The 23,068-nt window shown below is 72.1% G+C and carries 19 protein-coding genes; 7 read left to right on the forward strand and 12 right to left on the reverse strand.

Going from position 1 to position 23,068, the window contains the following annotated elements:
• The first annotated feature begins 329 nt into the window (after positions 1–329).
• Both ACWFR4_RS02905 and ACWFR4_RS02910 read left to right on the forward strand, forming a co-directional pair.
• The gene (locus tag ACWFR4_RS02905) at positions 330–1,460 is read left to right on the forward strand and encodes a hypothetical protein (protein ID WP_453650638.1); all 1,131 of its coding nucleotides are present in this window, start codon (positions 330–332) and stop codon (positions 1,458–1,460) included.
• Between the two features lie 45 nt (positions 1,461–1,505).
• On the forward strand, positions 1,506–1,664 hold the full coding sequence (locus tag ACWFR4_RS02910) for a hypothetical protein (RefSeq protein WP_453650420.1): 159 nt from the start codon (positions 1,506–1,508) through the stop codon (positions 1,662–1,664).
• Between the two features lie 55 nt (positions 1,665–1,719).
• Here the strand turns inward: ACWFR4_RS02910 and ACWFR4_RS02915 are convergent, their stop codons facing one another.
• Genes ACWFR4_RS02915 through ACWFR4_RS02925 form a run of 3 tightly spaced genes read right to left on the reverse strand, consistent with a single transcriptional unit; the run spans position 1,720 to position 4,673 of the window.
• Entirely contained in the window at positions 1,720–2,688 is a 969-nt protein-coding gene (locus ACWFR4_RS02915) for a 3-oxoacyl-ACP reductase (protein ID WP_453650422.1), read from the reverse strand.
• A gap of 17 nt (positions 2,689–2,705) precedes the next feature.
• Entirely contained in the window at positions 2,706–3,782 is a 1,077-nt protein-coding gene (locus ACWFR4_RS02920) for a Zn-dependent alcohol dehydrogenase (RefSeq protein WP_453650424.1), read from the reverse strand.
• A gap of 36 nt (positions 3,783–3,818) precedes the next feature.
• Positions 3,819–4,673 carry a MaoC/PaaZ C-terminal domain-containing protein gene (locus ACWFR4_RS02925; protein ID WP_453650426.1) on the reverse strand — a complete coding sequence of 285 codons (855 nt, stop codon included), beginning with the start codon at positions 4,671–4,673 and terminating at the stop codon, positions 3,819–3,821.
• Positions 4,674–4,968: 295 nt separating this feature from the next.
• Here ACWFR4_RS02925 and ACWFR4_RS02930 point away from each other — a divergent pair, with 295 nt between their 5' ends.
• Genes ACWFR4_RS02930 through ACWFR4_RS02945 form a run of 4 tightly spaced genes read left to right on the forward strand, consistent with a single transcriptional unit; the run spans position 4,969 to position 8,622 of the window.
• Entirely contained in the window at positions 4,969–5,940 is a 972-nt protein-coding gene (locus tag ACWFR4_RS02930; protein ID WP_453464050.1) for an ATP-binding cassette domain-containing protein, read from the forward strand.
• Entirely contained in the window at positions 5,937–6,653 is a 717-nt protein-coding gene (locus ACWFR4_RS02935; RefSeq protein WP_453464053.1) for an ABC transporter permease, read from the forward strand. The genes ACWFR4_RS02930 and ACWFR4_RS02935 overlap by 4 nt, the downstream gene beginning before the upstream one ends.
• Positions 6,654–6,671: 18 nt before the next feature.
• Positions 6,672–7,952 (forward strand): sensor histidine kinase, encoded by a 1,281-nt coding sequence (locus ACWFR4_RS02940; protein ID WP_453650428.1) that lies wholly within the window; start codon positions 6,672–6,674, stop codon positions 7,950–7,952.
• Positions 7,953–7,989: 37 nt separating this feature from the next.
• Complete coding sequence (locus ACWFR4_RS02945; protein ID WP_453464098.1) at positions 7,990–8,622, forward strand: response regulator; 633 nt, start codon at positions 7,990–7,992, stop codon at positions 8,620–8,622.
• A gap of 15 nt (positions 8,623–8,637) precedes the next feature.
• Here the strand turns inward: ACWFR4_RS02945 and ACWFR4_RS02950 are convergent, their stop codons facing one another.
• From ACWFR4_RS02950 to ACWFR4_RS02985, 8 genes are all read right to left on the reverse strand, one after another.
• Positions 8,638–10,077, reverse strand: a complete 1,440-nt coding sequence (locus tag ACWFR4_RS02950) for a DHA2 family efflux MFS transporter permease subunit (protein ID WP_453650430.1) — start codon at positions 10,075–10,077, stop codon at positions 8,638–8,640.
• Positions 10,078–10,162: 85 nt separating this feature from the next.
• Positions 10,163–11,356, reverse strand: a complete 1,194-nt coding sequence (locus ACWFR4_RS02955) for a lipid-transfer protein (RefSeq protein WP_453650432.1) — start codon at positions 11,354–11,356, stop codon at positions 10,163–10,165.
• Positions 11,357–11,450: 94 nt separating this feature from the next.
• Positions 11,451–12,632, reverse strand: coding sequence for an acyl-CoA dehydrogenase family protein (locus tag ACWFR4_RS02960; protein WP_453650434.1), 1,182 nt, complete (start codon positions 12,630–12,632; stop codon positions 11,451–11,453).
• A gap of 2 nt (positions 12,633–12,634) precedes the next feature.
• Positions 12,635–13,843 (reverse strand): CaiB/BaiF CoA transferase family protein, encoded by a 1,209-nt coding sequence (locus tag ACWFR4_RS02965; RefSeq protein ID WP_453650436.1) that lies wholly within the window; start codon positions 13,841–13,843, stop codon positions 12,635–12,637.
• Positions 13,836–15,536: an acyl-CoA dehydrogenase family protein gene (locus ACWFR4_RS02970; RefSeq protein ID WP_453650438.1), complete on the reverse strand. Its 1,701-nt coding sequence runs from the start codon at positions 15,534–15,536 to the stop codon at positions 13,836–13,838. The genes ACWFR4_RS02965 and ACWFR4_RS02970 overlap by 8 nt, the downstream gene beginning before the upstream one ends.
• Before the next feature lie 17 nt (positions 15,537–15,553).
• On the reverse strand, positions 15,554–16,894 hold the full coding sequence (locus ACWFR4_RS02975) for an MFS transporter (RefSeq protein ID WP_453650440.1): 1,341 nt from the start codon (positions 16,892–16,894) through the stop codon (positions 15,554–15,556).
• A 208-nt stretch (positions 16,895–17,102) separates the two neighbouring features.
• Positions 17,103–18,017, reverse strand: a complete 915-nt coding sequence (locus ACWFR4_RS02980; RefSeq protein ID WP_383530023.1) for a LysR family transcriptional regulator — start codon at positions 18,015–18,017, stop codon at positions 17,103–17,105.
• A 116-nt stretch (positions 18,018–18,133) separates the two neighbouring features.
• Complete coding sequence (locus tag ACWFR4_RS02985) at positions 18,134–20,332, reverse strand: acyl-CoA dehydrogenase (RefSeq protein WP_453650442.1); 2,199 nt, start codon at positions 20,330–20,332, stop codon at positions 18,134–18,136.
• A gap of 211 nt (positions 20,333–20,543) precedes the next feature.
• Here ACWFR4_RS02985 and ACWFR4_RS02990 point away from each other — a divergent pair, with 211 nt between their 5' ends.
• Positions 20,544–22,337, forward strand: a complete 1,794-nt coding sequence (locus ACWFR4_RS02990) for an MFS transporter (RefSeq protein WP_453650443.1) — start codon at positions 20,544–20,546, stop codon at positions 22,335–22,337.
• Here ACWFR4_RS02990 and pepE read toward each other — a convergent pair.
• The gene (pepE, locus tag ACWFR4_RS02995) at positions 22,300–23,028 is read right to left on the reverse strand and encodes a dipeptidase PepE (RefSeq protein ID WP_453650445.1); all 729 of its coding nucleotides are present in this window, start codon (positions 23,026–23,028) and stop codon (positions 22,300–22,302) included. The genes ACWFR4_RS02990 and pepE overlap by 38 nt on opposite strands.
• Positions 23,029–23,068: the final 40 nt, after the last annotated feature.

The following is a 23,068-nucleotide window of genomic DNA, read 5'->3' on the forward strand; positions in this document are numbered from 1 at the left end:
ACCCGGAGCCGGGCGGGACCCCGGACCGGGAGGACGGGCAGGCGCGGGAGAGCGAGCGCGCCACCGAGTACGGGCGCGCGCCCCAGAGTCGGCGCGCCACGGAGTACGGGCAAGCCCGGGCCGCCGACCCCCGGCCGGACGGCACCCCAGGACCTGTGAGCCCGCAAGCGCCGGACAGCACCCCAGGACCGGAGCTCGCGCAAACCCCGGACACCGGCCCAGCCCCGGTGAGCGCGCAGCCCTCCGGCCCCGGCCAAGCCCCCGCGAGCCCGCACCCCCCTGGCCCCGGCCCAGCCCCAGTGAGCGCGCAGACCCCCGGCCAAGCCCCGGTGAACGCCCCCGAGCCCGCTCCCCCCACCCCTCGCCCCGCCTGTGTCATCACCGCCGACGGGGCCTACGCCGCGCGGCTCGCGTCCGACGGCACGTCCTGGTTTCCGGAGCGGTGGACCCTGGACGGGCCCGAGCCGTACGCGGTGCCGTTGCCGGGGAACCAGCCGGAGGAGCCCGGGACCGAGGTCGTCCCGATGGGCGACGGACGCGTCCTGATCCGGCGCGTGGTGGACGGCCGGCACTCCTTCTCGCTGCTGTATCCGACGGGCCCGCGAACGGGCGAGGTGCCTCTCGGTGCGGTGAGCGGCGGGGAGTTGACGCTGCTTCCGCCGGCGCCGGGCGGCAGATGCGCGTACGCCATCGCCGTGGGCGAGCGGTCGACGGGCGTGTGGATGGTGGCGGGCGGGGCGTTCGGGCCCGAGTTCCTGGCCGAGGTCCCGGGGCGCTGTTCGGGCGGGGTGTGGCTGGACCGCGCCGGCCGGATGCTGGCGCTCGACCGGTCCCTCGACGGGGGTCCTGCCAAGACGGTCGCGGTGGACCTGGGGCGGGGCGGCGAGGTCACGCCGCTGCTCCAGATCGCGGAGTCCAGCGCCGACCGGCTGGTGCTCGCCGATCCGGACAGCGGGCTGCTCCTGATCCGCTCGGACGCTCCGTCGCCCGGCCATGAGCGCCTGGGCTGGGGCGTGTTGGGCTCCACGCTGCCGGTGCGCTTCCCGGAGTGTCTGCTCCTGACCGACTGCGCGGTGACGCCGTTCGCGATCCAGCCGGGTCAGACGCTGATGCCGGAGAGCTGTGCGGTGGCGCTGCGGATCGACGGCGCCGCGGGCACCTGGCTGGGCCTGTGGCGGCCCGCCGAGCGCCAGGTGCATCAACTCGCCGCCCCGCAGGGGTGGCTGGCGGGCACGGGCCTGTGGACGCGCGGCGGTGAGCTGCAACTCCCGTACGCCACCGAGTCGGTGCCCTGTGGGATCGCGCGCACGTCGGTGCCGGAACCCGTCGAGGAACTGGCCCCGCAGACGGTGCCCGAGCCGCCCTCGGCGGCCCGTCCCGTCCCGCTCCAGCAGGCTCCTCTCGCCGGTCTCATGCGACGCGCGGCAACCGCCGGGACATGGACGGCACCCGCCGGTTAGACTCGCCCGGCTGTTTGAAGGATCTTGTTACGGGGTGAGTTTTCGATGACCGAGACGATGAACGCGGAGATGACCACGACGGAGTCCAGGGAGGCGGCGGACCGGTCCGCCGGTCCCGGGCGGCACCGTGGTGGTGTGTCCTCGCGCGACGAGAACGCGGCGCCGCACGGCCGGCACCGCAAGGACCAGTCCGGACAGGGCTGAACGGCATGACGAAGGGGCCCGGAACCGTATGGTTCCGGGCCCCTTCGCCATGGGGTCAGGCGCGTTTGAGGCCGAGCACCTCGGCCGCGGCGAACGTCTCGTTCGGCGGCCGGTCCGCGTAGTGCGGGGTGAGCAGCGCGTCCAGCTCCTCGTAACTGAACGCGTCCTTCGCGGTGTCGAACTTGGCGGAGACCTTGGGGCGTTCGACGACGGCGACCATGCCGCCGTGCACGACGAGCAGCTGGCCGTTGACGTTCCCGGCGGCCGGGGACGCGAGGTAGCCGACGAGCGGGGCGACGTGTTCGGGGGCCAGCGGGTCGAGCTCGCCGGCGCCGGACTCCGCGCCCCTCTTGATCGGATAGACGGCCGCGAAGACGTCCTCGGTCATGCGGGTGCGGGCGCGGGGGCAGATGACGTTGGACGTGACGCCGTACTTGCCGAGGGCGAGGGCCGTGGAGGTCGTCAGGCCGACGATGCCGCCCTTCGCCGCCGCGTAGTTGGGCTGTCCGGCCGAGCCGGCGAGGAACGCCTCGGACGAGGTGTTGACGATGCGGCCGTAGACCGGTGCGCCCGCCGCCTTGGAGCGTGCGCGCCAGTGGACGGACGCGAAGTGGGTCGTGTTGAAGTGGCCCTTGAGGTGGACGCGGATGACCGTGTCCCACTCGTCCTCGCTCATCGAGAAGATCATGCGGTCGCGCAGGATGCCCGCGTTGTTGACGAGGATGTCGAGTTTTCCGTACGTGTCGACGGCCAACTGGACGAGCGCGCGGGCCTGTTCGTGGTCGGCGACGTCGCCGAGGTGGGCGACGGCCTGCCCGCCCGCGGCCCGGATCTCGGCGGTGACCTCCTCGGCCGGGGTGGCGTCGGCGCCGCCGGAGCCGTCGCGGCCCGGCTGTCCGAAGTCGTTGACGACGACGCTCGCGCCGAGCCGGGCGAGTTCGAGCGCCTCGGCCCGGCCGAGGCCGCGGCCCGCGCCGGTGACGATCGCGGACAGGCCCTGAAGCGGCAGTGACTCTGAAGCCATCGGGGATCGGGGTCCTCTCAGATTTCGATGCAGGTGCGCAGCGCGGTGCCCGACCGCATCTGGTCGAGGGCTTCGTTGATCTCGGCGAGCTGCACGCGGTGCGTGATGAGGCTCTCCAGGTCGATGCGGCCGGCCCGCCACAGGGCGATGGCCCGCTCGTAGGACGTCAGGACGTCGCCGCCGCCGTACATGGACGGAAGGATCTTCTTCTCGTCGAAGAACAGCTCGAACATGTTGAGCTGGAGGAAGTCGTCGAGGGCGCCCGCGCCGACGATGCACAGGGTGCCGCCGCGCCGCGTCGTCTCGTAGGCGGTGCGGGCCGTGGCGGACTTGCCGACGACCTCGAAGACGTAGTCGAAGCCCTCGCCCCCGGTGATGCGCTGCTTGGCGTCGCCGAGGGCGTCGGGTGCGACGGCCTCGGTGGCGCCGAACCTGAGGGCGGCCTCGCGGCGTGAGGCGACGGGGTCGACGGCGACGATCTGCGCGGCGCCCTTGAGCCGGGCGCCCTGGATCGCGGAGATGCCGACGCCGCCGCAGCCGATGACGACTACGGACGAACCGGCCGCCACGTCCGCGGTGTTGATGGCGGCGCCGAGTCCGGTGGTGACGCCGCAGCCGATGAGGGCCGCGATGTCGAAGGGCACGTCGTCGGGGATGGGCACGGCGCAGCCCGCGTCGACGACGACCTCCTCGGTGAAGGTGCCGGTGCCGGCGAAGCCGAAGACGTCACCGCCGGGGCGCTTGAAGTTGGGGGTGCCGGCGTTCATGAACCCGGCGAGGCAGAGCTGGGTCTGGCCGCGTTTGCACGCCGGACAGGCGCCGCAGGCCGGGAGCCAGCAGACGAGGACGCGGTCGCCGGGCTTGACGTTCGTGACACCGTCGCCGACGTCGAGGATCTCGCCTGCGCCCTCGTGGCCGGGGATGAAGGGGGCGGGCTGCGGCAGCACGCCGTTCATCGCGGACACGTCGGAGTGGCACAGTCCGGTGGCCCTGACCCGGATCTTCACCTTGCCGGGGCCGAAGCCCACCGCCTCGACGTCGTCGAGTACCTCGAGTTTGTCCTGGCCTATCTCGTGCAGTACGGCTGCGCGCATGGCGTGCGGCTCCTCTCCCGAAGGGTCCCGATGGGGTCAGGCGTGTTCGACGATGGTGTCGGCGAGTACGGGCGCCTCGTCCCGCTCGACGGCGGTGACCGTGACCTGGATCCGGCCCTCGGAGCGCCACATCCGGATCCGCAGCGTCTCGCCCGGGAAGACGACTCCGGTGAACCGCGTCGCGTAGGACCGCACGCGGGACACGTCGCCGTCGAGCAACGTGTCGACGACGGCCTTGAGCGTCATGCCGTACGAGCACAGGCCGTGCAGGATGGGCCTGTCGAAGCCGGCGAGCTTGGCGAACTCCGGGTCGGCGTGCAGGGGGTTCCAGTCGCCGGAGAGCCGGTACAGGAGCGCCTGGTCCTCGCGGACGGGGCGGTCGACGGTGCGGTCGGGGTCGCCGGTGGGTGCTTCGAGGCGGGTGGACGGTCCGCGGTCGCCGCCGAAGCCGCCCTCGCCGCGGACGAAGATCTGCGCGTCGCTGGTCCACAGGGGGCCGTCCGCGTCGGCGACCTCGGTGCGCAGGACGAGGATGGCGGCCTTGCCCTTGTCGTAGACGGCGGCGACGCGTGAGGTGGAGGTTGCGCTGCCCTTGACGGGGATGGGCCGGTGCAGTTCGACGGTCTGCCCGCCGTGCAGGACGTGGGCGAGGTTGACGTCGATGCCGGGGGCGGAGAGGCCGCCGACGACGCCCATTCCGGCGCCGGCGACGGTGGCGAAGCTGGGCAGGACGTGCAGCCGGGACTCGAGGGTGTAGCGCAGCTCGTCGGGGTCGGTGGCGGGGGTGCCCGCGCCGAGGCCGAGGTGGTAGAGCTGGATGTCCTTGTGGTCCCAGGTGATCTCGGCGGACCGGGGTTCGGCGGCTACGGCCTTGGCGGCGTCGATCGGCATCAGACAGAGACTCCTTGTGCGGGAAAGACCTCGGTGCGGCCGTCCGCACCGTCGGTCGCACCGAGGTCGTTGCTGGGCCGGAGGAACTCTGGTGGAACGCCACGCGCCCGTTCTAGAACGCGTTCCAGTCCGGCGATCCCATGTATAGCCAAGACCACGGCAGTTGTGAAGACTCCTGACGCCATGTCAGATCCGGTGCGCCTGCCGCCGGGGCGGGCGCCGTGACATTTGTACTGCCCGGCTCCGTACAACCGGCATCTGCCGCGCCCGGCTCCCGGCCCGTAGCGTCCCTGTCATGACGAAGACAGACGGGACACCGGTGGCCGTGTCCTTCACGGGGGCGGTCAAGACATTCGGCGCGGTGCGCGCCGTCGACGGGATCGATCTGGAGATACGGCGCGGCGAGACCGTCGCCCTGCTCGGCCGCAACGGCGCGGGCAAGTCCTCCACGATCGCCCTCCTGCTCGGCCTGGACACTCCGGACGAGGGCACGGTCTCGCTCTTCGGCGGCACGCCCGAGCAGGCGGTGCGTGCCGGTCAGGTCGGCGCGATGCTCCAGGAGGGCCGCGCCGTCCCCCGGGTCACGGTCCGTGAGCTGGTCTCCTTCGTGGCGGGCCGCTACCCGGCGCCGATGCCCGTCGCCGACGCGCTCGCGCTGGCCGGCATCGAGGAGCTCGCGCAGCGGCGCGTCGACAAGCTGTCCGGCGGCCAGACCCAGCGGGTCCGGTTCGCCGTGGCCCTGGCCGGGAACCCGGCCCTGCTCGTGCTCGACGAGCCGACGGCCGCCCTCGACGTGGAGGCACGGCACGCGTTCTGGACGTCGATGCGGGCCTACGCGCGGCGCGGCCACACGGTGCTCTTCTCCACGCACTACCTGGAGGAGGCCGACGCCCACGCCGACCGGATCGTGGTCATCGACCACGGCAGGGTCGTCGCGGTGGGCTCCGGCGAGGAGCTGAAGCGGGCCGCGGGCGGCAGCCTCGTCTCGTTCGACCTGGCCGGGCGCGGCACGGAGGGTCTGTCGCTGCTGCCCGGGGTGACGGCCGTGGAGGTCCGCGGGGACCGGGCCAGGCTGCGTACGGACGACTCGGACGCGACGGTGATCGCGCTGGCCGGACTGGACGCGATCCGGGGCCTCGAGGTCGCGCCGGCCTCGCTCGACGACGCGTTCATGGCGCTGACCAGCGGTTCGGACAGTCGTCCGGGCAGCGGCTCCGACAACCGCACCGGCAGCGGTTCCGACACGGATCTGGAGACGGTTCGATGATCGACTACCTGAGGCTCGAAGTGCGCAGAACCCTGCGCGACACCATGTTCGTGATCTTCGGTGTCGGGATGCCGGTGCTGATGTACCTGCTGTTCACCAACCTCGGCCAGAACGAACCCGAGTGGAAGACGATCTCCATGGTCGGCATGGCCGCGTACGGCGCGGTGGGCTCGGCCCTCAGCACCGGCGGCGGGGTCGCCGAGGACAAGACGATCGGGTGGCTGCGGCAGCTTCGGGTCACCCCGATGACGCCGCGCCAGGTGGTGGCGGGCCGGGCCCTGACGGGGTCGGTGACGGTGCTGCCCTCGATCGCGGCGGTGCTCCTCGCGGGCGGCCTGATCAACGGGGTGCGGCTGGACGTGTGGCAGTGGGCCGCCGTCACGCTGCTGCTGTGGCTCGGCTCGATCCCCTTCACCCTGCTCGGTCTCGGCAACGGCTACCGGCTGACCGCGCAGACCACGGGTGTCGCGAACATGGTGTGCAATCTGGGACTCTCCGTCCTCGGCGGTCTGTGGTTCCCGGTCGCGCTCTTCCCCGGGTGGCTGCAGTCCGTGTCGTCGTACACGCCGACGAACCGGTTCGCGCAGCTCGGTACGGCCGTGGCCGACGGGCACGCGCCGTCGGCCGCCGCGGTCACGGTGCTCGCCGCCTGGCTGCTGGCCTTCGGTTCGTACGCTGTGGTGTCGTACCGCAGGGCCGCGCGGACCATCTGAACGGGGAGCTGGGGAACCATGTCCTTCAAGCACCGAGTCACCTGCCGGATGGTCGAGCTGCGGGATGCCCGCCAGGAGTGGAAGGCGCACCAGGAGGTGTGGAAGGCGGAGTGGCGGGCCCGGGACAAGGACGCGAAGAACAGCGGGGCGCCGGAGGGCGGGCCCATGGGTCCGCCGCCGAACGGCTTCTCGCTGCTGCCCTGGCTCCTGATGGGGCTCGGCGCCTTCTCGAACCTCCTCCAGGGCAAGACGGCCAACCCCTGGATCGGCGGCATCGGCCTGTTCGTCTTCAACAGCCTGTACATCTCGGTCGTGTTCCAGGCCTTCGACAAGAGGCGGCGCGAGGCCCGCTACACGCTCCTGGCGCTGATCGCGATGGGCCTGCTCACCTGCGGGCTCGCGATCACCTACGGCGGCAGCTGGCTGATGTTCTTCCCGCTGCTCGGCCTGGCGACGGGCGCGGTCGTGCGGGGCCGCCGCCTCGGCCAGGTCGCCCTCGGCCTGAGCGCGCTCGCCGGGACCATCGGCGGTCTCAAGGAGGGCTGGGACGCGCTCAACATCGCGTACGGCACGTTCCTGTCCACGATGGTGACCGCCGCGATCCTCTCCCTGGCCGAGGCGGTACGTGAACTGCGCGCCGCCCGCGAGGAGTTGGCGCACCGCGCGGTGGAGCAGGAGCGGCTGCGGTTCTCCCGCGACCTGCACGACCTGCTCGGGCACACGCTGTCCGTGATCGTGGTGAAGTCGGAGGCGGCCCGACGGCTCGCGCACCGCGACCTCGACGCCGCGCTCACGCAGGTGTCGGACATCGAGTCCGTCGGCCGGCAGGCGCTGACGGAGATCCGCGAGGCGGTCACCGGCTATCGCGAGGGCAGTCTCGCCACTGAGCTCGACCGGGCCCGCTCGGCGCTCACGGCGGCGGGGATCGAGCCCGTCGTACGCCAGTCGGGCCCGCCGCTCGCCGCGCAGACGGAGGCGCTGCTCGGCTGGGTGGTGCGGGAGGCCGTCACGAACGCGGTGCGCCACAGCGGGGCGGCGCGCTGCGAGATCTCCGTGGACGGCAACCCGGAGCGCGTGCGGCTCAGGGTCCACGACAACGGGCGCGGCGCCGCAGCCGAGCCGCCGGAGCCGGGCATCGGCGGTACGGGCCTGCGGGGCCTGACCGAGCGGCTCGGCGCGGCGGGCGGCTCCCTGGAGGCGGGCCCGGCCGCGCGCGGCTTCACGGTGAAGGCGGAACTCCCGGTCCTGCCGGGCGAAGTGGAGTCGGACGCGATGCTGGAGCCGGAACGCGCAGGGTGACGGCGACGGGGCGCTCTACCCTGGGCCCGTGAACGAGATGCCCCGGGATCACCGGCCCGCGAAGTCCGTACGAGTGCTCCTCGCCGAGGACCAGGGCATGATGCGGGGCGCTCTCGCGCTGCTGCTCGGCCTGGAGGAGGACATCGAGGTCGTCGCGCAGGTCGCGAGGGGGGACGCGATCGTCGGGACGGCGCTGGAGACACGGCCCGACGTGGCACTGCTCGACATCGAACTGCCGGGCCGCAGCGGCCTGGACGCGGCGGCCGACCTGCGCGAGCAGTGCCCGGACTGCCGGGTCCTGATCCTGACGACGTTCGGCAGGCCGGGCTATCTGCGCCGGGCGATGGAGGCGGGCGCGGCCGGATTCCTGGTCAAGGACGGTCCGGTGGAGGATCTCGCGGAGGCGGTCCGGCGGGTCCTGCGCGGCGAGACGGTCATCGACCCGGCGCTCGCGGCGGCCGCGCTGAGTGCGGGTCCGAACCCGCTGACGGCCCGCGAGTGCGATGTCCTGAAGGCGTCGGTGGACGGTGCGACGGTCTCCGACATCGCGGGCAAGCTGCATCTGTCGGAGTCGACGGTGCGCAACTATCTGTCCTCGGCCATCGGCAAGACAGGGACCCGTAACCGCATGGAGGCGATGCGGGAGGCGCGCCAGCAGGGATGGCTGTGACGGCCTCCCGATCCCTCAACTCGCCGTCTGCCGGGCTTCCTTCGCGCGCGGCATCCACGTCACCAGCAGGACCACCGCCACCAGCAGGATTCCCGCACCCCACCGGAACGCTGCCGCGTACCCGTCGGTGAGGTCCTCGGCCCCGGTTCCCCCGCCGGAGCGGTCGGCCGCCACGGTCGACAGGATCGCGAGGCCCAGCGAACCGCCCAGTGTCCGCGAGGTGTTGACGAGTCCGGACACCAGACCGGCGTCCCCCGGCGCAGCCCCGGACGTGGCGAGCGAGGCCAGGGGCGTCATCGCGAGTCCGGCGCCCGCCATCATCACCATGCCCGGCAGCATGATCGCGGTGACGTAACTGCCGTGCGGGCCCATCGTCGACTGCCAGGTGAACCCGGCGGCCGTGATGAGGACGCCGGACACGGCGACGGCCCGTGCGCCCGCGCGGCGCATCAGGCGCGGGGCGATCTTGGATCCGGCGACGACGGCGAGCGAGCTGGGCACGAGGGCGAGGCCGGCCTCGATCGGGGTGTAGCCGAGGACGTTCTGCGCGTACAGGGTCATGAAGAACCACATCGCGAAGCTGCCCATGCCGCACACGAACATCGCCGCGTTGGCCGCCGCGACCGCGCGGACCCGGAACAGGCCGAGCGGCATCAGCGGCAGCCGCGTGCGCGCCTCGACGGCGAGGAACGTCACGATCAGCGCCAGGGCGACGCCGAGCGGCACCAGGGTCGCGGCGGCGCCCCAGCCCTCGGCCTCGGTCTGCACGACGCCGTAGGCGAGGGTCGCGGTGCCCGCCGTGACGAGGACGGCGCCCGGCAGGTCGAGGCGCCGCTCGCCGCCCGCCTTCGACTCCTGGATCCAGCGGGCGGCGGCCGTGAACACCAGGGCGCCCAGGGGGACGTTGATCAGCAGCACCCAGCGCCAGTCGAGGCCCTCGGTGAGCACGCCGCCGACGAGGCCGCCGGCCGCGCCGCCGCCCGCCCCGACGGCGGTCCAGGTCGCGATGGCCCGGGCGCGGGCGGCGCCCTCGGGGACGGCGGACGTCAGGATGGTGAGCGTCGACGGCGCGAGGACCGCGGCGCCGAGCCCCTGGACGGCGCGGGCGGCGAGGAGCTGCCAGCCCTCCTGCGCGAGGCCGCCCGCGAGGGAGGCGAGCGTGAAGAGCCCGAGTCCCACGAGGAACATCCGCTTGCGCCCGAACAGGTCGCCGGCCCGGCCGCCGAGCAGCATGAACCCGGCGAACGCGATCGAGTAGGCGTTGACCACCCATTGCAGCCCGGTGGCGCTGAGCCCCAGGTCCGCTCGCATGGACGGCAGGGCGACGTTGACGACGGAGACGTCGAGGACGACGAGGAACTGTCCGGCGCAGGCGGCGGCCACGACCAGCCAGGTGGGCGGCGCGGCCTTGCGGGCTATCGCGGTGTCGGCAGGGGCTTCAAGCATGAGTGTCATGGTCTCAGGCCGCCGTCGGTCCGTACATCAGGATTTCGGCGCACCCGGCGCTGGTCCGCGGGGACTAGGACCCCATCCCCATGGCCTAGGACCTGCGCAGCATCGTCACGACGGCGGCGCCCCCGAGTCCGATGTTGTGGGCGAGTCCGACGCGGGCGCCCGGGACCTGTCGCGCACCGGCCTCACCCCTCAACTGCCAGGTGAGTTCCGCCGCTTGGGCGATGCCGGTGGCGCCGAGCGGGTGGCCCTTGGAGATGAGACCACCCGACGGGTTCACGACCCAGCGTCCGCCGTACGTCGTCGCGCCCTCCTCGACGAGCTTGCCGGAGGCTCCCGGCGCGCACATGCCGAGCGCTTCGTAGGTGAGGAGTTCGTTGACGGAGAAGCAGTCGTGCAGCTCGATCACGTCGACGTCCTCGATGCCGAGCCCGGACGCCTCGTAGACGCTGGTGGCGGCGGCGCGTGACATGGGCTGTCCGACGACGTCGATGCAGGATCCGGAGGCGAAGGACTCCCCCGTGTCGGTCGTCATGGCCTGAGCGGTGATCTCGACGGCCTTGTCGCCGAGGTCGTGGAGTTCGACGAACCGCTCCGACACGACGACGGCCGCCGCCGCGCCGTCCGAGGTGGGTGAGCACTGGAGCTTGGTGAGCGGCGCGTGGATGGTCTTCGCGGCGAGGATCTCGTCGACGGTGTACGGGGCCTGGAACTGGGCGTACGGGTTGTTCACGGAGTGCCGGTGGTTCTTGGCCCCCACGGCGGCGAGCTGGGCCTCGGTCGTGCCGTACTTCTCCATGTGCTCGCGGGCCGCGTCGCCGAAGATCTGGGCGGTGGGCGGGGACATCTCGAAGCCGTGCTTCGCGGCCATGATTCCGTAGTGCCGGGCGACGGGTGACGTCTTGAAGTCTCCCCCGTCGGCTCCCCCGCCGAGCGCGCCGCGCTGCATCTTCTCGAAACCGAGCGCCAGCACGCAGTCGTTGATGCCGCCCTCGACGAACTGCCGGGCGAGCATCAGCGCGCTCGATCCCGTGGCGCAGTTGTTGTTGACGTTGTAGACGGGGACGCCGGTCAGGCCGAGTTCGTAGACCGCGCGCTGCCCGGCGGTCGAGGCCTGGAAGCAGTAGCCGACGGGGACCTGCTCCACGTCCTCATAAGAGATTCCGGCGTCGTCGAGGGCCTTGGTCCCGGCCTCTTTCACCATGTCCCAGTACTGCCAGTCGCGGCTCTCGGGCTTCTCGAACCTGGTCATCCCGACGCCGACTATGTACGCCTTGCCCATGGAAACGGCCTCCTGCCAATATCTGACGAGTCGTCAGATACTGGCAGGAGCGGGCCGCCGAGGGAAGAGCTCCCCCGCGCTTCTACGACAGGGCCTAGCGGAAGGCGGCGTGACCCGTGAGCGCCTGACCGAGTGCGAGCGTGTGCATCTCGGTCGTGCCCTCGTACGTGAGCACGGACTCCAGGTTGTTGGCGTGCCGGATCACCGGGTACTCCAGCGAGATGCCGTTGGCGCCGAGGATCGTGCGGGCGGTACGGCAGATCTGAATGGCCTCACGGACGTTGTTCAGCTTGCCGAAGCTGATCTGCGCCGGGTGGACACCGGCGGGCGAGTCCTTCAGGTCGGCCAGGCGCAGCGCCGTCAGCGTCGCCTTGTGCAGTTCGAGCGCCATGTCGACCAGCTTCTGCTGCGTGAGCTGGAACGCGGCGATCGGCTTGCCGAACTGCTCGCGCTGGCCCGCGTAGTCGGCGGCCGCCTGCCAGGCCGAACGCGCGGCGCCGGTGACGCCCCACACGATGCCGTAGCGCGCCTCGTTCAGGCACGTCAGCGGCGCGCCCACGCCCCGCGCCTCGGGCAGCAGGGCAGACGCGGGCAGGCGCACGCCGTCGAGGACCAGCTCGCTGGTCACACTCGCCCGCAGCGACATCTTGTGCTTGATCAGCGGCGCCGAGAAGCCGGGGGTGCCGGTGGGTACGACGAAGCCGCGCACACCGTCCTCGGTCTGCGCCCACACGACGGCGACGGCCGCGACCGAGCCGTTCGTGATCCACATCTTGCGGCCGTCGAGGATCCAGTCGCCGCCGTCACGCCGGGCGCGCGTCGTCATGGACGCCGGGTCGGAGCCGTGGTCGGGCTCGGTCAGGCCGAAGCAGCCGATGGCCTCGCCCGCCGCCATGCGCGGCAGCCACTCCTGCTTCTGCTCCTCGGAGCCGAAGCGGTGGATCGCGAACATGGCCAGCGAACCCTGCACGGACACGAAGGAGCGCAGACCGGAATCCGTCGCCTCCAGCTCACGGCACGCGATGCCGTACGCGCGGGCCGACATGCCGGCACACCCGTAGCCCTCCAGGTGCATGCCGAGCAGGCCCATCTTGCCGAATTCGCGGGCGAGTTCGGGCAGGGCGGGCAGCTCCCCGCTCTCGAACCACTCGGCGATGTGCGGCTCGACCTTGTCGTCGAGGTACTGGCGGACCGTGTCGCGCACGGCCCGCTCCTCGTCGGTGAAGAGCGCTTCGAGGTTCAGCGGATCGACGGGGTCGAGGGCGGCGAACGGCATGATCAGGCTCCTTGAGGGTGGTCGAGCAGGCGGTCGATGGCGGACTCGTCGTAGCCGAGTTCGGTGAGTATGTCCCGGCTGTGCAGGCCGAGAGTGGGCGGGGCGGTGCGCACCGCGGGGCGCTCGCCGCGGAAGGTGACGGGGAACGCGACCTGCTGGAGCGGGCCCACCTCGGGATGGTCGACCTTCTGCACCATGCCGAGCGCCTCGGTCTGCGGGCAGTCGTAGACCTCGTCGAGGGTGCGGATCGGCGCGACGGGGACGCCGCGCGGCTTCAGCAGGGCGCACCAGTTGGCCACGGTGTCGTCGACGAGGACGGACTCCAGCTTGGCGTTGAGGGCCGTGCGGTGCGTGACGCGGGCGCGGTTGGTGGCGAAGCGCGGGTCGTCGGCCCACTCCGGGTGGCCGAGCGCCTCGCTCAGCTTGCGGAAGAGGCCGTCGCTGCCGACGGCGATCACGAAGTGCCCGTCGGACGCCGGGTAGGCCTGGTACGGGACGAGGCTCGGATGGCCGGAGCCGAGGCGGGTGGGGCGTTCCCCGGTGGCGAAGTAGCCGGTCGCCCAGTTGATGTGCAGGGCGAGCTGGGACTCGTACAGGGAGGTGGTGACGTACTGGCCGTGGCCCGTGCGCTCGCGTTCGACGAGTGCCGCGTTGACGCCGATGAGACCGAAGAGGGCGGCGCCCAGGTCGCCCATCGCGTAACCGGCCTTCACGGGCGGTCCGTCGGGTTCGCCGGTCAGGGACATCAGGCCGGCCGACGCCTGGGCCACCATGTCGTAGCCGGGCTCGTCGCGCAGGGGGCCCGTGTCACCGAACGCGGAGATGTGCAGGATGACCAACCGCGGGTAACGCTCGCTGAGTTCGCGGTAGTCGAAGACGCGGGCGAGCGAGCTGCCGGGGCGGAAGTTCTCCACCATCACGTCCGCGTCGGCGAGCATGCGGTGGACGGCCTCCTGCCCCCCGGGGGACTTGAGGTCGAGGGTGACGGAGCGCTTGTTGCGGTTGGCGGCCAGGTAGTAGGTCGCGTCGGGGCCCTTGAAGGGCGGGCCCCACGCGCGCGTCGGGTCGCCGCCGTCGGGGTGCTCGACCTTGATGACGTCGGCGCCGAGGTCGGCGAGCGACATGGTGACGTAGGGCCCGGCGAGGATCTTGGAAAGGTCCACGACCTTCATGCCGGCCAGCGGTGCGGCGGGGCGGGGCTGCTCAGGCATGTGCGGCGGGCTCCTTCACAGTGTTCTCCTTCGCCGGGGTCTCCTGCGCCGGGGTGGGCGCGACCCGTCCACCCTCGGCCAGTTCGGCCAGGTGGTCCAGTGCGGCGCGGGGCGGGGTGTCCGGGTCGTCGAGGAGCGCGGTGCAGGTGCGGGCGACGAGGAGGGCGCGGCCGTTGCCGTTGGTCTCCGTCTCGTGCGCGGCCTGGTCGTACAGGAGGGTCTCCATGACGGCGCGGGTGAGCTCGTCGGCGTACCGGCCGATCCTCATCTCCTGCTCGTCGGCGGGGAATTCGAGGAGGGCGTCGCCCTTCTTGCGCAGCAGCTCCCAGCGGCCCCGCGTCTCGGCGCGGTCTCCGTACGTGTCGGCGAGGGTGCGGTGGGCCCCCTGGCGGCGCATGCAGCGCAGCACGTCGAGCGCGATGACGTTCGAGGAGCCCTCCCAGATGGAGCCGAGGTGCGCGTCGCGCACGAGCCGGGGGTTGACCCAGTCCTCGATGTAGCCGTTGCCGCCGCGGATCTCCATGGCCTCGCCGGTGACGGAGCGGGCGCGCTTGCACAGGGTGTGCTTGGCGAGCGGGGTGAGAACGCGGACGAGCTCGCGGGCCGCCCCTCCTTCACCGTCGGCGGCTCCTTCGTCTGCGGCCGTCAGGCGGGCGGCCGCCTCCAGGACGAGCGCGAGCGCCCCCTCCGTGTCGATGATCATCGGCAGGAGCGTGGCCCGCATCAGGGGCTGCTCGAAGAGCGGCCTGCCGAAGACGTGGCGTACGCGGGTGTGGTCGACGGACTCGCGGACGGCGCGGCGCATCAGGGCCGTGGCGCGCATGGCGTTGGACAGGCGGGAGACGTTGAGCATCTCGGCCATCTGCCGGAATCCGTTGGTGAGTTGGCCGACCGGGGTCGCGTACGCCTCTTCGAGGGTGACCTCGCCGCTCGCGATGGACTTCGAGCCGAGCTTGTCCTTGAGGCGGTCGATACGGATCGCGTTACGGGTGCCGTCGGGGCGCAGGCGCGGGACGAGGAACATGCCGAGGCCGCGGGTGCCCTCGCCCTGGCCGGGGACACGGGCGAGGGTGAGGATCACGTCGGCGCCCGGGTTGGACGCGAACCACTTCTTGCCGGTCAGCGTCCAGTACGTGCCCTGGTCGGCGGCGACGGTCTCCGTCAGGCCGACGTCTGTGCCGCCCTGCTTCTCCGTCATGAACATCGCGCCGGTGGCCCGCAGTCCGGGGTCGGTGGAGGAGAGCGCGGCGATCTCGGCCGCGTACCGCTCGGGGTCGAACAGGCGCAGGATGCGGGCGGCCGAGTCCGTCATCGACAGGGGGCAGGCCATGCCGAACTCGGACTGCACATAAAGGTAGGACAGGGCGTACTTGACGGTGTGCGGCACCTTGGACGGCCAGCCGTGGACACCGGGACGGTGCGACATCGCGGCGAGCCCGAACTCCTCGTAGGCGATGGCGGCGGCGCGGTCGTGGGCCGGGTGGTACTCGATCTCGTCGACGCGGTCGCCGCCGGGGGCGTACTGGACGAGGCGTGGCGGGTTGGCGTCGGCGAGTGCGGCCTGCCGGTCGAGGTCGCCGGCCGCGAGCGCGCCGAGTTCGGTCAGGAGCGGCTCGACGCGGGCCCGGTCGTCGGCGGACAGGACACGGTCGAGGAAGGGGCGCAGCGCGGGGTCGCGGTCGGCGTAGTTCATTCGGGGATCACTCCGGGTCAGGCGTGGGAGGCGGTGCGGGTGGTGACGGCGGCCGGCTCCGGCGCGGCGGCGGTACGGGCGAGCAGCGGCAGGACACCGACGAGGGTCACGAGGGTGTAGCCGAGGCCGAGCGCGACGACGGGCCAGATCGAGCCGGTGGCGTCGAGCAGGTACTGGGAGACGATCGGCGCGGTCCCGGCGAACAGCGTCGTGCAGAGCTGGTACGAGAGGGACATGCCCGTGTAGCGGACCTCGACGGGGAAGACCCGCGCGAGGATGCCGGCGAGCGCCGCGTAGTACATGGCGTGCGGGAAGGTGGCGAGGCCCATGCCGAGGACGGCCAGCCAGAAGTTCCCGGTCCCGACGAGGACGAACATCAGCGGCAGCACGACGAATTCGGGCAGCAGCATCCACAACACGGCTTTGCGTACCGGCCACTTGCTCGCGAGGACGGCGCCGAAGGGCTGCACGACGACCTGCACGACCAGCGCGAGCGAGATGACGGTCAGGAACGACGTGCGGTCGAAGCCGAGGTCGGAGGTGGCCCAGGACAGGGCGAACGTCGTCTTGACGTAGGTGATCGCGACACCGGCCGTACCGGCGAGCACACCGAGCAGGACCAGCATCGGCGAGTGGGTCAGAACGTCCTTGATCGGCAGCTTGGACGTCTGCTTGCGCTCCAGGGCCGCGGCCATCTCGGGGGTCTCGGCGAGCCGCAGGCGGATGAACAGGCCGACGGCGACCAATACGGCGGAGAAGAGGAACGGGACGCGCCAGCCCCAGGACTCGAAGGCGGCGTCCGGGAGCTGGGCGATGCCGAGGAAGGCGAGCGTGGCGAGGAGGTTGCCGACCGGCGAGCCCTGCTGGGCGAACGCCCCGTACAGGAACTTGCGCTTGGGCGGGGCGTACTCGGTGGCGATGAGGACGGCGCCGCCCCACTCGCCGCCCATCGCGACACCCTGGATCATGCGCAGCAGCACGAGGAGGACGGGCGCGGCGACGCCGATCTGGGCGTAGCCCGGGAGCAGCCCGACGCAGAAGGTGGCGGCGCCCATCATGGTGAGCGTGGTGACGAGGGCCTTCTTGCGGCCGTAGCGGTCGCCGAAGTGGCCGAAGATCAGGCCGCCGAGGGGGCGGGCCAGGAAGCCGACCCAGAAGGTGGCGAAGGCGGCGAGGGTGCCTACGGCCGGCGAGGCCTCGGCGAAGAAGATCTTGCCGAGGACCAGAGCGGATGCGGAGCCGTAGATGTAGAAGTCGAACCACTCGATGGTGGTCCCGACGAAGGCGGTGACACCGGCGCGGCGGGCGTCACGGGCCTGGGTTGCGCTGACCCCGGGGACTGGGGCGTCGTGCTGCATGACGAGCGTCCTCTCGTAGCGGCATCCCGCCGAGGAGGGGACGGGCCGGAGGGGGCGGGGCCACCGAGCGGCCAGGGCCCGTCCACGCTCCACGCCCGGCGCTCATCGCTCCGTCGCGAGACGTGGATCACTCTGCACCCGCTCATTAGGATGTGTCCAAGACCAATACCGGGCTCCAGTCAGACGTCATCCGTCAAGATAGGGGGCGTCACGCGCCGGCGTCGGGTGCGTCCGGGGGCGTCGGCAGGACTTCCTCCGCCACGCGCAGGACCGCCTGGAGCGGTGCCGAGCGGTTTCCGGTGCGCCAGCCGAGGGCGATGGGGAGCACCGGCACGTCGTCCCCGACCAGCGGACGGAACACGACGTGTTCCAGATGGATGGCGCGCGCGGACGCCACGACGACCGCGAGCCCGACGCCCGCCCCGACGAGCGCGAGCATGTTGTACGAGTCCGGCGCCTCCTGCGCGATCCGCGGCGCGAACCCGGCGTCGTGGCAGGCCTGCACCATGGCCTCGCGCACGGCCGAGCCACGGGCGACGGGGAACGTCACGAACGGCTCGTGCGCCAGCTCGGCGAAGTGGACCTCGTCCTGCCGGGCGAGCGGATGGCTGTCGGGCAGCGCGAGGACGAGGCGCTCCATCCGCACGACGCGCGCGGTGATCCCGCGCCGCACCGGGAGCGCCACGAACCCCACGTCGAGGGACCCGTCCGCGATCCTCCCGAGCGCCTCGCCGGTATAGGTCTGACCCTCCAACACCAGCTCGATACCGGGAAGTTCGGAGTTGACGGCGCGGGTGAGCAGCGGCAGCGCGGAGTAGCTGCTGGCCCCGGCGAACCCGACGGTGACCCGCCCCACCTCCCCGAGGTGCGCGGCCTGCACGGTCCTGCGCACCGCCGAGGCCTCGGCGAGCAGATGCCGGGCGGGCCCGAGCAGCGCGTGCCCGGCGGCGGTGAGCCGCACGGTCCGGGTGGTCCGGTCGAACAGCTTGACGCCCAGATCCCGCTCGAGCAGCTTGATCTGCTGGCTGAGCGGCGACTGCGCGATGTGCAGCCGTTCCGCTGCGCGGCCGAAGTGCAGCTCCTCGGCGACGGCGACGAATCCTGAGAGGTGACGTAGCTCCACGCAGGTGACGATACGGTGGCGCCGTTGTCGTCCAGCGGGTGAGTGAGGGCTGGTCGCACCCACGCGGCGGAGCCGCAAAGTGTCACAGCCCCGCGCCCCTGACGGGGCGCCCCCGCCTAGTCTCTCGGCAATCCCAGAATCCGCTCGGCGACCACGTTCAGCTGCACCTGCGTGGTCCCACCAGCGATGGTGAGGCACCGCGACATCAAGAATCCGTGCAGCGCCCGCTCCCCCACGCCTTCCCTCAGGGCCCCGGAGGGCCCAAGAAGCTCGAGCGCCAGCTCGGCGACCTTCTGCTGGTGCGGCGTCTGCACCAGTTTCCGTACCGACGCCCCCGGGCCGGGCTCCGCGCCGGCCACCTGTCGCATCGTCGTGCGCAGCCCGATGCAGGCCAGGGCGTGCGCCTCCGTGGCGAGCGCGCCGATCCGCGCCCGGTACGCGCCGTCGAGTGTTCCGGCGCGGGCGATCAGTGCCTCCAGGCCCGTGTCGAAGGTCAACTGGTCGGCCATGTGGACCCGTTCGTTGCCGAGCGTGTTCCGGGCGACGCGCCAGCCGTCGTCCACCTGCCCCACCACGGCGTCCTCGGGGAGCAGCACGTCGTCGAAGTACACCTCGTTGAAGAGCGAGTCCCCGGTGATCTCCTTCAGGGGCCGTACGTCGATGCCCTCGGTCCGCTTCATGTCGACGACGAAGTAGGTGAGCCCCTTGTGCTTGGGGGCGTCCGGGTCGGTGCGGGCGAGCAGGATCCCGTGGTCGGCCCACTGGGCGGCGCTCGTCCACACCTTCTGCCCGTTGACGCGCCAGCGCCCGTCCTCGGTGCGCTCGGCCTTCGTCCGAAGCGAGGCCAGGTCGGAGCCGGCGCCGGGTTCGGAGAACAGCTGGCACCACAGGACGTCGCCGCGCAGGGTGGGCAGGAGGTAGCGGTCCCGCTGCTGTGGGGTGCCGTAGGCGAGGAGCGAGGGGACGACCCAGGTCCCGATGCCGAGGTCGCTGACGCGGACGCCCGCGGCGGCGAGCTCCTGCTGTACGGCGAGCTGCTGGACGGGGCCCGCGCCGAGGCCGTACGGCTCGGGCAGATGCGGCGCCGCGTAGCCGGTGGGCGCGAGGGCGCGGCGGGCGGCGCCCGGGTCGAGGCCGCGTATCCCCTCGACGGCCTCGCAGGTCCGCGCCCGGAACGTCTCCGCCTCCGCCGGCAGCTCCAGGCGCAGCTCGCGCCGCGCCCCGCCCTCCGCGAGCCGCACCGCCCGCAGCCGGTGCGCGTCCCCCGCGCCGAGCAGCTGCCGCGCGACGACGGCCCGCCGCAGATACAGATGCGCGTCGTGCTCCCAGGTGAACCCGATCCCGCCGAGGACCTGCACACAGTCCTTGGCGCAGGAGTACGCGGCATCGAGCGCGGCCCCGGCGGCGAGAGCAACGGCCAGCTCACGCGCCTCGGCGCCGACCGGCGCTTGCGCACCACCCCACCCGTCCCCCGCCGCCCGTGCCGCGTCCCACACCAGCGCCCGCGCCTGCTCGACCCGGACGAGCATGTCCGCACACAGGTGCTTGATGCCCTGGAATTGCCCGATCGGCCGGCCGAACTGTTCGCGGACCTTCGCGTACTCCGCCGCCGTGTGCAGCGCCCATGCCGCGACGCCGCACGCGTCGGCCGCGAGGACGACGGAGGTCAGGTCACGGACGGTCGCCGTGTCGACTGCGAGGATCCGGGCGGCCGGCACCAGGGCGCCCCGGGCGGTGATCTCCGCCGTGGGGCGTGTGGGGTCGGCGCTCTCGTGGACGCGGCTACTGAGCCCGGCGGTGCCCGTGTCGAGGGCGACCCACACGGTCCCGGTCGCGGACTCGGCGGCCAGGAGGAGCAGGTCGGCGTCGCCCCCGGACAGGACGGGCGGCGCCGCCCCGTCGAGGACGAGCCCGTCGGACACGGTGACGGCGGTCAGTGTTCCCGTACCGAGGGCGACGGCGCCGATGCGGTCTCCGGACGCGAGGGACGCGGCGAGGCCGGCGGCCTCCGCGTGGCGCAGGACCAGCGAGGCGGCGGCGTTGGCAGCGAAGGGGCCGGGCAGCGCGGCCCGTCCCGCCTCTTCGAGGACGACCGCCAGGTCGACGAGGTCGCCGCCTCCGCCGCCGTACTCCTCGGGGAGATGGAGGCCGAGCAGCCCCTGGCCGGCGAGTCCGTCCCAGTGGGCGGGGCGGCCCACGGGGGCCGCGGGGGCGTCGAGCAGTTTGCGCACTTCCTCGGGCGGTACGGCGCGTGCGAGCCAGCCGCGCACGGCGTCCGACAGCTCCTCTTGCTCCTGCGTGATCGCGATGCCCATGCGGCGCACGGTAGAACACGTTCCAATCTGACGGAAGGTCAGATGGCGAGCGAGACGTGTAATCAAAAGGTAAAGACCTTCAAGACTTCCCCTTGTACGACACCCGTCGGAATAGTCGCCCCAGGTAACGGGTTCAGCTTGCACGTACCCGACGCGCGAAACCCGCCGCCCGCGCGACGCCTGAACTCTCTGCCTCCGGAGGCACTACGTAATGACGCAGACGACCCAACGGCCGACCGCGCAACGCGGAGTACGCGGAGTCGTCCCCGTACTCGCCTTCGCCGGCATCACCGTCGCGGTGATGCAGACGCTTCTCGTACCGGTCATCAAGGACCTCCCGGTCCTGCTCGGCACCGCCCCCTCCAACGCGACCTGGGTCATGACCTCGACCCTCCTCGCGGGCGCTGTCGCCACGCCGATCATGGGCCGCCTCGGCGACCTCTACGGCAAGCGCCGAATGCTGCTCACCAGCCTCGCGATCATGGTCGTCGGCTCGCTCGTCGCGGGCTTCACCAGCGATCTCATCGTGATGATCGTGGGCCGCGCCCTCCAGGGCTTCGCCATGGGCGCCATCCCCCTCGGCATCGGCCTGATGCGCGACGAGCTGCCGCGCGAGAAGCTCGGGTCCGCGATGGCCCTGATGAGCTCCTCCATCGGCGTCGGCGGCGGACTCGCGCTCCCGCTGGCGGCCCTCGTGGCCCAGCACGCCGACTGGCACGCCCTCTTCTTCGGCGCGGCGGGCCTCGGCGTCGTCGCGATCCTGCTCACCCTGGCCTTCGTCCCGGAGAGCTCCGTCAAGGCCGAGGGCAGCTTCGACGTCCTCGGCGCGCTCGGCCTGTCCGCCGGACTCGTCCTCTTCCTGCTGCCGATCACCAAGGGCAGTGACTGGGGCTGGACCGACCCGATGACGCTCGGCCTGTTCGGCGCGGCCTTCGTCGTGCTCGTGCTGTGGGGCGTGATGGAGCTGAAGCTCAAGGCCCCGCTCGTGGACCTGCGCACCACGGCCCGGCGCGAGGTGCTCCTCACCAACCTCGCCTCGATCATGGTCGGTGTCGCGTTCTACGCGATCTCGCTCGTCCTGCCGCAGCTCCTCCAGCTGCCGAAGGCGACCGGCTACGGCCTCGGCCAGTCGATGGTCGTCGCGGGCCTGTGCGTGGCGCCGCTCGGCCTCACGATGATGTTCACGGCCCCCGTGTACGCGCGCCTCTCGGCGAAGTACGGCCCGAAGATCACCCTGATCCTCGGCATGCTGATCATCGCGATCGGCTACGGCGCCGGCCTCGGCCTGATGAGCGCCGCCTGGCAGACCATCGTCATCTCGGTGGTCGTGGGCGCCGGCATCGGACTCGCGTACTCCTCGCTGCCCGCCCTGATCATCGGCGCCGTCGACGCGTCCGAGACCGGTGCGGCCAACGGCCTCAACACCCTGATGCGGTCCATCGGCACCTCGGTGTCGAGCGCCGTGATCGGCATGGTCCTCGCCAACACGGCGAACCACGTCGGCGGCGCGGCCGTGCCCACCATGCACGGCTTCCGCATCTCGTTCCTGATCGCCACCGCCGCGGTCGCCATGGGCGTCCTGCTCGCCGTCTTCCTGCCGAAGCAGCGCCAGGCGACCAAGCCGCAGCTGCGCGCCAGCAGCGAGGAGGACGCGGCACTGGAGCGCGCCGAGGAGGTCGAGTGGGGGTCCCCCCTGCTCGAGCGAAGCCGAGAGCTTGGGGGATTCCGCGGCCAGGTGCTCGACGCGGCGGGTCTGCCGGTCCACCGTGCCAAGGTCACGCTGATCGACCGGCGCGGCCGCCAGGCGGGCGCCGCACTCACCGACCACGAGGGCCGCTACGCCCTGGAGGTCCCGGCCGGCGGCTCGTACGTGCTGGCCGCCACCGCCGCCGGGCACGCGCCGCGGGCCTCCGCGGCGACGCACCACGGCGAGGACCGGCCGGTCGACGTCGACCTGGCCCTGGAGCTCATCGCGCAGGAGAGTCGAACCGCGGCTCGCAGCTGAGCAGTTCGGAGACATCGGAGCCGACCGGCAGCTCCTTCGGGGACGCGTCGCGGGTGAAGAGGCGGGCAGCACGCTCGCCCCGAACCGCGGCGCGTTCGCCGTTCACCCGCAGCCAGGACCCCTCACGCAGGCCGAGCACCGGCACGTCGTTCTCCTCGAGGAACTCGGTGAGGCGCTCCTCGCGGGTCTCGCCCTTGTGCGTGGAGGCCGGGTCCGGGTCCAGGTAGTGCGGGTTGATCTGGAAGGGGACGAGGCCGAGCGCCTCGAACGACGGAGGCTGCACGATGGGCATGTCGTTGCTCGTGCGCAGGCTGGGCGCCGCCATGTTCGTGCCGGCGCTCGCGCCCATGTAGGGCAGGCCGCCGCCGACCGCCTTGATCAGGGCGTCGCGCAGGCCCGTGCGGTACAGCGCGCTCAGCAGCCGGAAGGAGTTGCCTCCTCCGATGAACACGGCGTCGGCGGCGCCGAGTTCGGCCACCGGGTCGTCTCCCTCGTGGACGCCGCGCACGCTGATCCCGGCACCTTCGAGGGCGCCGCGCACCCGGTCGGTGTACGTGTCGTGGTCCGCGAGCGCGTACGGCACGAACGCGAGACGGGCCTTCGGGGGCAGGAAGCCGGTGACGGTGTCCAGGGCGTGTGCGAGGTAACCGCGGCCGTACTGGGTCGAGTTGGAGAGCAGCAGCAGGTTCAAGGGAGTAGCTCCTCAGGGGTGGTGCAGCACTTCAGGACTG

This window comes from Streptomyces sp. NPDC055140 (assembly GCF_053607285.1).

Bases quoted from the DNA above. Each gene is read 5' to 3' on its own strand.
- ACWFR4_RS02965 (WP_453650436.1), bottom strand. From the start codon at position 13,843: ATGCCTGAGCAGCCCCGCCCCGCCGCACCGCTGGCCGGCATGAAGGTC.
- ACWFR4_RS02925 (WP_453650426.1), bottom strand. From the start codon at position 4,673: ATGCCGATCGACGCCGCCAAGGCCGTAGCCGCCGAACCCCGGTCCGCC.
- ACWFR4_RS02940 (WP_453650428.1), top strand. From the start codon at position 6,672: ATGTCCTTCAAGCACCGAGTCACCTGCCGGATGGTCGAGCTGCGGGAT.
- ACWFR4_RS02990 (WP_453650443.1), top strand. From the start codon at position 20,544: ATGACGCAGACGACCCAACGGCCGACCGCGCAACGCGGAGTACGCGGA.
- ACWFR4_RS02930 (WP_453464050.1), top strand. From the start codon at position 4,969: ATGACGAAGACAGACGGGACACCGGTGGCCGTGTCCTTCACGGGGGCG.
- ACWFR4_RS02960 (WP_453650434.1), bottom strand. From the start codon at position 12,632: ATGCCGTTCGCCGCCCTCGACCCCGTCGATCCGCTGAACCTCGAAGCG.
- ACWFR4_RS02910 (WP_453650420.1), top strand. From the start codon at position 1,506: ATGACCGAGACGATGAACGCGGAGATGACCACGACGGAGTCCAGGGAG.
- ACWFR4_RS02955 (WP_453650432.1), bottom strand. From the start codon at position 11,356: ATGGGCAAGGCGTACATAGTCGGCGTCGGGATGACCAGGTTCGAGAAG.
- ACWFR4_RS02915 (WP_453650422.1), bottom strand. From the start codon at position 2,688: ATGGCTTCAGAGTCACTGCCGCTTCAGGGCCTGTCCGCGATCGTCACC.
- ACWFR4_RS02970 (WP_453650438.1), bottom strand. From the start codon at position 15,536: ATGAACTACGCCGACCGCGACCCCGCGCTGCGCCCCTTCCTCGACCGT.
- ACWFR4_RS02920 (WP_453650424.1), bottom strand. From the start codon at position 3,782: ATGCGCGCAGCCGTACTGCACGAGATAGGCCAGGACAAACTCGAGGTA.
- ACWFR4_RS02950 (WP_453650430.1), bottom strand. From the start codon at position 10,077: ATGACACTCATGCTTGAAGCCCCTGCCGACACCGCGATAGCCCGCAAG.
- ACWFR4_RS02935 (WP_453464053.1), top strand. From the start codon at position 5,937: ATGATCGACTACCTGAGGCTCGAAGTGCGCAGAACCCTGCGCGACACC.
- ACWFR4_RS02975 (WP_453650440.1), bottom strand. From the start codon at position 16,894: ATGCAGCACGACGCCCCAGTCCCCGGGGTCAGCGCAACCCAGGCCCGT.
- ACWFR4_RS02945 (WP_453464098.1), top strand. From the start codon at position 7,990: ATGCCCCGGGATCACCGGCCCGCGAAGTCCGTACGAGTGCTCCTCGCC.
- ACWFR4_RS02985 (WP_453650442.1), bottom strand. From the start codon at position 20,332: ATGGGCATCGCGATCACGCAGGAGCAAGAGGAGCTGTCGGACGCCGTG.